Origin of the sequence: Phormidium pseudopriestleyi FRX01 (assembly GCF_017313335.1) — a bacterium.
GTDB classification, from domain to species: Bacteria; Cyanobacteriota; Cyanobacteriia; order Cyanobacteriales; family Laspinemataceae; genus Laspinema; species Laspinema pseudopriestleyi.
Window position 1 is genome coordinate 1 of sequence record NZ_JAFLQW010000063.1, and the last position, 9884, is coordinate 9884.

5 protein-coding genes and 2 pseudogenes are annotated in these 9884 nt (G+C 46.1%); 1 reads left to right on the forward strand and 6 read right to left on the reverse strand.

The window, feature by feature from the left end; genetic code table 11:
* The 4 genes and pseudogenes from J0895_RS02635 to J0895_RS02655 form a co-directional block, all read right to left on the reverse strand.
* Nucleotides 1-1748: pseudogene (locus J0895_RS02635) on the reverse strand (group II intron reverse transcriptase/maturase); the annotation flags it as partial.
* A 1057-nt stretch (nucleotides 1749-2805) separates the two neighbouring features.
* Nucleotides 2806-3870: a substrate-binding domain-containing protein gene (locus J0895_RS02645; protein WP_207086587.1), complete on the reverse strand. Its 1065-nt coding sequence runs from the start codon at nucleotides 3868-3870 to the stop codon at nucleotides 2806-2808.
* Nucleotides 3871-4116: 246 nt separating this feature from the next.
* Complete coding sequence (locus J0895_RS02650) at nucleotides 4117-5559, reverse strand: serine/threonine-protein kinase (RefSeq protein WP_207086588.1); 1443 nt, start codon at nucleotides 5557-5559, stop codon at nucleotides 4117-4119.
* 99 nt (nucleotides 5560-5658) lie between these two features.
* Nucleotides 5659-6669 carry a LysR family transcriptional regulator gene (locus tag J0895_RS02655; protein WP_207086589.1) on the reverse strand — a complete coding sequence of 337 codons (1011 nt, stop codon included), beginning with the start codon at nucleotides 6667-6669 and terminating at the stop codon, nucleotides 5659-5661.
* Between the two features lie 562 nt (nucleotides 6670-7231).
* On the opposite strand from J0895_RS02655, the gene J0895_RS02660 reads away from it, so the two are divergent.
* Nucleotides 7232-7945, forward strand: coding sequence for an NnrU family protein (locus tag J0895_RS02660; protein WP_207086590.1), 714 nt, complete (start codon nucleotides 7232-7234; stop codon nucleotides 7943-7945).
* 30 nt (nucleotides 7946-7975) lie between these two features.
* On the opposite strand, the gene J0895_RS02665 is transcribed toward J0895_RS02660, so the two are convergent.
* Both J0895_RS02665 and J0895_RS02670 read right to left on the reverse strand, forming a co-directional pair.
* Entirely contained in the window at nucleotides 7976-9430 is a 1455-nt protein-coding gene (locus J0895_RS02665; RefSeq protein WP_207086591.1) for a methyl-accepting chemotaxis protein, read from the reverse strand.
* A 230-nt stretch (nucleotides 9431-9660) separates the two neighbouring features.
* Nucleotides 9661-9884 (reverse strand): annotated as a pseudogene (locus J0895_RS02670) (methyl-accepting chemotaxis protein); the annotation flags it as partial.

Sequence of the window (9884 nt, forward strand, 5' to 3'; positions counted from 1 at the left end):
ATTCATCTTTCCCTCCTTTGAATTTGGGATTGATGTGGTCTACTTCAAGCAGGTCGTTACTGGTGAAGTATTGCCCGCAACTTGGACATTTACCCTTCTGCTTTTTCAGCAGTTTTGCTACTCTTGTAGGGGTTTCTATATCATTTCCTCGTCTGGTACTCCAATAAACCCAGTCTCCGTCATACGGGGATTTGTCAGGTTGGATTAGGGTATGCCGTTTGATGGCGACGTCCGCTTGCTTTGTTAAAGTTAGGCCACTTGCCGTGGAAAAAGTCCATTTTCCATGTCTACCTTGACGATGGTATTTTCTGATTGCTTATGCTTTTTGTTTTCTACCACGTCTATATACTGACCATGCTCTGAGTTTTTGCCAAAGAATGTTATCTTCTGATGAAAACGTTTCTTTAGCTGCCACTCCGGAATAGTAGTTTGCCCATCCTTTTATAATCGGGTTTAGTTTCACAATTAACCCCGATTGCGGGGCTGTTTTGAGGGCTTTTACTACCTTCTTGAGGGCTGCATGGTGGGCTTTGATTGCCTTCTTACTTGGTTTTATTAGGGTTGTGAACCCCAGTAATTTGCTCGCTATTCCCCCACTTCTTCCACTATGGTGTTTTCCCTTAGTGTACTGGCGGATGTTGAACCCTAGAAAGTCAAATCCGGGATTTACAGTCAATTCACTTCCTTCAATCCGTAACGGATTTAGGGTGTGGCAGATCCTGGGTTTTTCCGGCTTTAGTTCCAATCCAACTGGAGCTAACCAAGTTTCTATTGCCTTCTTTGCCTTGTTGATGACCTCTAACTCTGGGTTGAGAACCACAAAGTCATCGGCGTATCAAATGATTATGATTGGGGTTTGTGCGTTTTTCCCATTTTTCTTTGGGAATTGGGCTTCAACATCCCTAATCATTCCATCTAAGGCTATGTTGGCTAATAACGGGGATATTACCCCTCCTTGAGGTGTTCCCGCTATTGGCTTTTCAAAGGCCCCTTTGTCCATGATTCCGGCTTTTAACCAGGCTTTTACCTGTTTCCGGACTGATGTTGAACATTGGAGCTTTTTCAGTAGGTATCCGTGGTCTATCTTATCGAAGCATTTGGATATATCCGCATCTAGGACATAGTTGGCTTTTTTATTGATTGCCAAATAGATTCTAGCTACGGCGTCGTGAGTTGACCTACCTGGTCTAAAACCATAACTGGTGCCTTCAAATTTGGCCTCCCAATATGGTTCTAGAGCAATCCTAAATGATTTGTCACAAAACTAGCGAGCAAGATGCTCGCACTACAAGGCTTTCGGGTTTGGATCCCTGACACGACTGATAAAGGAGCTGCTATAGAGCCATTTTGACCAATGCCTGACGCGCTCTGTCCTCTACTGTCGGAATTCCTAAAGGTCGCTTGTAGTTGCGAACGGGTTTGGGTATCCAAACTCGTCTGACGGCACCTGCCTTATGGTTTAGCTTCAAGTTTCTCGCCAGTTCCAACCTTTGTACGGGTGTTAATGATTTTTTCCCGTCTACCCCGGCTGTTTTCTGGCCTCTATTGAGTTGAGTAACTTGTCGAACAGCGAGTAACTTTGCGTAGTATGACTTCAACAGAATTTTCTGAAGCCCATTTGCTAAGACATGATTGCCCCTACTAGCCGCTCTGTAAATTCGCTTCTGCAACTTGAATATTTTCCGGTGGATTTTACTCCAGGGAATTTCATTCCATGCCATCATCAACTGTTGTTGTGCTTTGGCCATTAATTTGCCTACTTGCAACTTTACATCTCAACTAGGGCGCAGACTGTCAGCATATACTAACTATTATGGCTGGTCATTGGCTTCTGTACTGCATCTTATCCCCATATAGGCTGGCGCTTACACTTAAATCACTACTCAAATAATCGACCTATCTGAGAGCCTTTATGGGGTTACTTCGTTCCGTGGTCTTGGGCTGTTTCTAGCTTGAGGATGCTGCCCTATCCCCCTGGGTACTTTGGGGATTTCTTATGCAAGTGAGGGAAGAAACTCCTGGCCTTTGTAGGTTGAGTGTAAAATCACCTACATTTCCCCTTGTTCTTTTGAACGCAGCGGATCAACCAATTTTGCTTCGCTACTTAATAATCGAGAGGGTTCAGACGGACATTCGCTTGCGCTGACCTTGGCTAGTTGGCTCGATGGGATTCCCTATTTGGTTAAGAGTTACCACCTTTTCAGCCCGCTTCACGCCTTTGATGGTGAGTCTCCGGGTGGGGCTGTTGCCTATTACCCCCAGAAGTGTAACGGGTGACAATTCTGGAAAATCCGGGTATTGTCCTCCGTTTAGGACAACAAGACCACAGTTATAAGGGTTCGTGACTTACGACTTAGGCTGAGTGCCTGTTAGGACAATGGGTCTCCCGAAACCATTACCCTCTTTACACTTTGGCCGTTTTTAGCCTCTATTTTGAGAGGAACGAATCGCACTCTTCCGATTATTATAGCTGGGTATGTTCTTTTACTCCTCTGCACTAGGAAGGTGAGTACAGGAGAAGGTAGACAAACTTGGGTCACAATACATAAGTATTACCAGATCAAGAGGGTGAGCAAAACCCACACCCAGGCAGGGTGCGGCTATCCGGACGGAGCCTCTCCTGGGGCAGCTAACGAGTAAATAGAGCTTTGACCAACGGATTTGGTAGAAGTTTTGGGTACAAAGGAATTTGTAAGAAAGGGTGAAAGAGTTGGATCTCACCCTTGAGCAGAATTTGTAGATTTACAAATCCCAGATTGGGTATAAAAAGTCCATTCTCCTGAACTTCTAATCAGCAGTCATTGATTAACGAATCCTCACAAAACCCGCTTGTTCGATTAAGGCTTGTCCCTGTTCCGTGAGCAGGAGTGCAGCGTATGCTTCGGCGAGTTGTTGGTCAATTTGACCGTTTTCTTTGACAATCACAAATAAGCGACGGGTGAGGGGATATTCGCCACTTTGAAAGGCTGCGGCATTCACTTGATTTCGCCTGGTTGGACAATCTTGGGCGGGGACGAAGGGTTCTCGATAGGGGGGAATCAGGCGATTGCTTTGTCTGGCGATCGCAATGGGGGTGACGCTACATTGTCCCACAATCTCTGGGGCAGAAGCGTAATAAATTCCCCCCAGGCGACTGCCCACTTCTCGTAATGCTAGAGTGGTGGTAGACATAAACTGCACATTGCTCCCAAATGCCTCCCCACCCATCACATTCTCCATAAAAAATTCAATCGTGCCACTGTTTTCAGGACGGCGAGAATAGGGGAGAATCTCCACATCCGGTCCTCCAACTTGACTCCAATTCCAGATAGCACCCGTATAAATTTGTTGAAGTTGAATTAAAGTTAATCCAGGAATATTTAAGTTTGGATTGACTGCTACGGCAATTCCATCTAGGGCGACAGGAATCGCTTTTAGAGTAAATCCTAACTGTTTTGCTTTCTGCTGTTCTTCTTCTCTAATCGAGCGAGAAGATTGAGCAAAAACAAGCTGATTATCTAACATCATCTCAATTCCCGTTCCAGAACCCGAGGGTCTCGTCGGATGCTGGGTATAGCGCAATTTAAACTGGGGCAGAACCATTTGAATCACTGGATCCACGGTTCCCCGAATCGGCGCCCAACTGGTGCTCCCGCCATAAGTAGCCAGTCCCGAGGGCAGGTTGGGAACTTCGGCAAAACTGCCAATTCTAGCATCAGGATCGAATCGATAGGGGGCTGTGGATTGAGAGGAAATCCCTCCCCGGCCTGAATTGTCCGATTCAAAGGGTGTGCCGAATCCTCGGATTAACCCCCAGATAATTCCCCCGGCTAAACTGACGGTAACTAGCACGGTTAAGACCAGAATGGTTGTTTCGTTTTTCAGGGACATTGCTGATAATTAAACGGGGTTAGGGTTGAGATATTGAGTCAGATAGGGTGGGGATGGTTTCGGGGACTGATGGTAAATTTCAACAATATAATTTAGACAATTATAATGTAAAAAATAGGAAATTCGAGGGGTTGGAGTGTATCTTAAGATTTTTTTGAAGACAACTTAAACAAACTTTTGGGGGTTAAAGCGGGAATGCTTTTTAATTTCAACCCGGTTGTCTGTATGACTTTTAGGATAAATGGATTATAATAATTTGGCGATTAGTTTAGAAATTAAACGAAATAGGGCGGTAAAGGCGACCGCACAACAGCTCGCAAAAATTGGGATAAATAAGATAGCTTGCCAGAAAAATGCCTGATTAAAAGGCGGAATGAAGAAGACAATCCCCAAGGTGACAACTGCGAGAATGAGTAAATCATACTTTTCAATAAACCGACGATATTGAACGAAAATCAGGGCAGTTAATATCAGTAACCAGGCGATCGTGCCGATCGCCCCTGCAAATCCCAAGCTTTGTAAAACGATTAACAGTAAGCCCCCCTCAAATCCGGTAAAGGCTGCACCTCGTAGGACCTCGAAGGTGGAGAAGTGGGGAGATGGGGAGGATGGAGGAGAAATGGGAGATGGAGAGGATGGAGGAGAAATGGGAGACGGGGAGGAAATGGGAGATGGGGGAGAAATGGGAGATGGGGGAGATGGGGGAGATTGGGGGGAAAGAGGGGGTGGGGAAGTAGAATTGAGAGCGGCTAGGACTTCTTGGGCTCCTTGGAAGCGCTGACTGGGGGTAGACAGGAGGAGGCGGTCCAAAATATCAGCGAAGCGATCGCTCAGGGTCCCTTGACTACGCCAATTCCATTCATTGCTGTAGGCATCGAATAACTCCTGGGGTTCTTTTCCCGTGAGTAACATGATGCAAGTCACCGCTAAAGCATATAAATCCGTAGAGGGAAATACCGTGCGTCCTGCCATTTGTTCGGGAGGAGCAAACCCCATTGAATAAATTCCGGTAGAGCGTCCACTGCTCGTCACGCCGGGGGATTGGGTGACTTGTTTGACAGCCCCAAAATCTAATAAATAGAGGCGACCATTGGTTTTGGACCGCATGATATTCGAGGGCTTGATATCCCGATGAATCGTATCATTTTCATGAACAAAGGAGAGAACTTTCAGCATTTCAACAAACACCTCCCGCACTTTTTCCTCGGAGAAATTTCCTTGTAATTTTAATTCTTCTTCGAGATTTTGACCGTCAATAAACTCCTGAACTAAATAAAAAAATTGGTCTTTTTTGCCGGGAATTTGACTGGAAATTTCTAGGGGAAAAAACGCCATTAAATCAGGGATTTGGGGGTGTTTGTTGCCAAGGCGTTCGAGGACTTCGGCCTCCCGTTCAAAGAGAGTGTGGGCGATCGCCAACTGTTGGGGATTCAGGTCCCCAGCCGGTTGAAATTGCTTAACCACACAGGTTCGCATTGCTGGAGTGCGGCGATCGCGAGCGAGAAAGGCCGCCCCAAAGCCCCCTTGACCCAGTAACCGCACCGGCAGATACCGACCATCTAAAATCAACGGCATTCCACAAGTGGTACAAAATTTTTGCTGGACTGTTTTGAGAGTCGTCGTATCATCAAGATCCGCAAAACTATTTTGAGGACGCAAGCAGCCCGGACGAGTGCAGTAAATTTCCATATCAAATGCCGTAATTTAACCGAACAAATTTTAGATTTCAGATGCTAAATTTGATTGAGCATCGTTCTCCAATCGGGTCATCTAAAATCTAAAACCTATTTAGGTAACAGGTGAATTGGTCGAAACGGGTTTAAGGGGTTCTACCTCCATAAATTCCAGGTTGTTTTCAATTGAACTATCCACCCAAGGTTGAGTTGAGAACTGGGGTAAAATTTCTTGACTAAACGCCTCGGCAGCTTTAGAGCGATACCGATTGGGATTGTAAATCACCGAAAGCATTCGCTTAACCACAACCCCCTCAATGGTGGTGCGGTGGAGAATGCCCATTTGCAACTCTTTTTCGATGGCAGAAATCGAAACAAAAGCGGCTCCTAAACCGGACTGAACCGCATTTTTAATCGCTTCAATCGAATTGAGTTCCATCTCCAATTTGAGACGGCGGGTATCAATATCACAACGACTGAGCACTTGATCAATGACCTTGCGGATGGTCGATTGGGAGTCCAAAGCGATGAACTGTAACTTATAAAGGTCTTCTTTTTGAATTTTTTCGAGTTTGGCAAAGGGATGAAATACCGGCAGAATCAAAGCTAGTTCATCTTCAGCATAAGGCTGGATTTCTAGGGACTCTTGGAGTTCTGGAGGGACTTCACCGCCGACGATCGCCAGGTCAATTTGGCCATTCGCCACACTCCAAGCGGTACGCCGGGTAGAATGAACGTGCAATTGCACCGCTACATCAGGATACTTCTGCCGAAACATCCCAATCATCCGAGGGAGGAGATAGGTCCCAGTGGTTTGGGAAGCCCCGACAATCAAGGTGCCACCTTGAAGATTTTGCAAATCCTCGATGGCGCGACAGGTTTCCTGACAAAGGGTCAGAATTTTTTCCCCGTAACTGAGCAAGAGGTGTCCGGCTTCGGTTAGTTGGGCGCGACGCCCCCCTCGATCGAATAATGGGACATCCAACTGCCTCTCTAGGTTTTGCACCTGTAGGCTGACGGCGGGCTGAGAAACGTATAAACTATCTGCCGCCCGTTTAAAGCTTCCCTCAGCGGCGATCGCTTTGAGAATGCGTAACTGATCTAAAGTGAAAGGTAGATCGGACATACTGCTAAACCTGAAAGGGGCAAAGGGTCTGATGGCAACCGACGGATTAACATCAATGGACAAGGAATGGGCTGGTTCAATATTGCTATGGGATGAATCAATCTCGGTGGGCGAGGGAAAATAGCAAAACTTGCCATTCTAGTCCCGGATAATCAGTCGTCAGGTTGTCTTGGAATTTACCAAATCGCCAGAGATAGCCCTATCTACGATAAAAGCAAAACCAGGTGGCGATCGGCGATCCTGTCAAAGCAGAGAGTGCAATCCCCTCTGTCAAAAATTATGATCCCCTGCTAATGGAGATCTGATAACTGACTCAGTTTATCTTATAGTTGAACTGACGAACCCACCCATAACGGGGTGATTCATCGGTCAATTGGATATAAAATCCACTCCCAGAGGATAAAACCCCCATCGCTTTTTGTTAGTCGATGCCTTAAAATTGTTTTCACCTCCGACGAGCCTAAGCATCCATTCCGGCATCTGTGGCAATCGGAACAAGCATAGGTCAAGGATCGCAAGGGGTCCGTTGGAGTTGGATATTTAGAGTGGAAAAAAGCTTGGGATGTTCTCAGACTGGTTGAATTCTAGCCATTTTATAATGATCGGGCTGTTGTTTGGGTTCGCGATCGCCCATAGTGGATTAGCCGCCCTGCGCCCTTGGGGGGAACAACTCATCGGCCCACGATTGTACCGAGTTTTGTTCGCTCTGGTTAGTCTACCCTTGGCCGTGGTGCTGATTATTTATTTCTTTAACCACCGCTACGATGGCCTACAACTGTGGCAAGTTCAGGGGGTGCCTGGAGTGATACCTTTGGTCTGGACCCTCTCGGGGATTTCGTTTCTGTTTCTCTACCCGGCAACGTTTAATTTACTAGAAGTGGCGGCGATCGCCAAGCCGCAAGTGCACTTATTTGAAACGGGAATTATCAGAATTAGTCGCCATCCCCAAATGGTGGGCCAAGTGATTTGGTGTTTGGCCCATACCCTATGGATTGGGACCACGTTTACCTTGGTGACCTCCATTGGCTTAGTCTTGCACCATTTATTTGCGGTTTGGCATGGCGATCGGAGGATGAAAGCCCGGTATGGAGAGGCATTTGATGCCGTCAAAGCTCGTACTTCAGTGCTTCCCTTTCTGGCGATCGCCCAGGGCCGCCAAACCGTCAAATGGGATGAATTTCTGCGTCCGGCATATCTGGGTGTCACAGTCTTCACTGTAGCCCTATGGTGGGCGCACCCCTTGTTAATGCGCGCCACCAGTAATGTCCCTTGGTAAAAGGGAGATGAGGGTGATGGGGTTTCAATATTAAATCATGGCCTTTAAATCCAGACTTGCTTGGTTGAGTTGCTCAGTGCTTTCTCGGGTATTGGCAATGCCTTGGACTGTTTCTTTTGCCCCGACATTTAGGGAATTCATCGCCTCAACCACTTGCTCGATCGCCGTGACTTGTTCTTGGGCGTTCAAGGCAATTTGCTGAGAACTCATCACCACCTCGTTGATAGAATCCCGGACACCATTCAATGCATCGGCAGTTTCTTGGGCAATATTCACCCCGCGATCGACGGTTTTTGTCCCTTCATGGGTGACGAGGACTGTAGAATGAATCGCACCCTGGATATCCCCGACTAAAGTATTAATTTTCTGGGCCGATTTTTGGCTTTGGTCCGCCAGCTTGCGGATTTCGCTGGCAACCACCGCAAAGCCTTTCCCTTGTTCCCCCGCTCGCACCGCTTCTACCGCTGCATTCAAAGCTAACATATTGGTTTGATTGGCAATTTCACTGACCAATTTTGAGATATTTCCAATCTGAGCCGTTTGTTCGCTGAGTTGTAAAATTTGCTGGGCGATCCCCGTGACTTTTTCTTTTAAGATTCCCTGGGCTTCTAGGCTGCGTCCAACGGATTGGGTGCCGATTTCTGTCAAATGGAGTGCCTGCTGTGCACCGGCGGCGGAGGACTTAGCTTGTTCAGCGGATTGACGGGATGAGGCTTCTAGTTCGTCCATTGTAGTTGTGGTTTCATTGACTGCACTGGCGGCTAGAGCGGTGCTGTGTTCTTGTTGTTCTAAGGTGGCAGCAATTTCTGTGGAGGAGTTGGTAATGCGGCTGACTGCCTGTTCAATGGTGCTGGAAATTCCAGATGAAATTCCCAAAGCGGCGATCGCAGAGAAGCCCAAACATAGAACTACACCGAGGACTAAGGCTACGATTAAACTATCGATAGCTTTTTTAGCTTCAGCAGTTGCCTCATTTAAAATATCCTCCTCGGCAGCGTTAAGTTGCTCGCTCAATTCGATAAAGTTGTCGATATATTTCTGTCCTTCGCCGGTTTTAAACAAGTCTACTGCTTCTGAATTTTGGTTTTGATTGACTAAAGCAATGATTCTTTGGGAAAAATCATCATACTGCTTTTGAAGTTTAATCATATCTTCGATTCGTTTGAGCTGGTTAAAATCTGGTATCGTATTCCGGGCGATGATTGCTGTTTCATTAAATTGAAAAGTTGCGGTGGTATATTGAAGCATTAATCTTTCATTATTAAAGAGTAAATATCCTCGAAGTGTTCTTACCATATCTTGATAATTATCGTTCAAGTTTTGTGCAACCTTAACAGTAATTTGACTCGATTCTACTTGTCTAAATGTTTGAGAAAATTGAATAATTTTAAGATAAACGAATCCGCTCAACATAAAAAATAATAAAACTGGAAGCGAAAATCCCAAAATCATGCGTTTTTTTAATCTTAAATGGTTCAACATCATAAAAGTTAGGGAGGTAAATGACGATAGATGGGGAGGATTAAGATTCAGTTGCCCCGAGAAAATAACGGGGGTTGGCATAAGTCTAGTTGCGACCCACCCAATGAATTGAATGAAGGTTCAAGGGATGAATGGCATTACTGCACCAGCAACGGGGACTCTAAGTTAATTAGAAAGACGCTCTGTTGAGAACTGGGAGCGTCTTTTTGTTCCAGCTTAAATGGAGTAGGTGGTTAAACCACGGACTTGAGATGCAAAGCGGCTTCTTTGAGTCGTTGGGTACCAATTTTGACTTGAGTGATCCCCGTGGCACTTTGGGAAGCGCCTTGATTCAGTTCGTTCATAGCACAGAGAACTTGTTGGATAGCATTGGCTTGTTCTTTGCTATTGAGAGAGATTTCGGAGACATTGATGGACACTTGATTAATGGCATTTCGCACCCCTTCAAAGGTTGCTG

What these genes read in the sequence shown, in the direction of transcription:
- J0895_RS02645 (WP_207086587.1), bottom strand. Translation starts at nt 3,870, where the DNA reads ATGTCCCTGAAAAACGAAACAACCATTCTGGTCTTAACCGTGCTAGTT.
- J0895_RS02650 (WP_207086588.1), bottom strand. Translation starts at nt 5,559, where the DNA reads ATGGAAATTTACTGCACTCGTCCGGGCTGCTTGCGTCCTCAAAATAGT.
- J0895_RS02655 (WP_207086589.1), bottom strand. Translation starts at nt 6,669, where the DNA reads ATGTCCGATCTACCTTTCACTTTAGATCAGTTACGCATTCTCAAAGCG.
- J0895_RS02660 (WP_207086590.1), top strand. Translation starts at nt 7,232, where the DNA reads ATGTTCTCAGACTGGTTGAATTCTAGCCATTTTATAATGATCGGGCTG.
- J0895_RS02665 (WP_207086591.1), bottom strand. Translation starts at nt 9,430, where the DNA reads ATGATGTTGAACCATTTAAGATTAAAAAAACGCATGATTTTGGGATTT.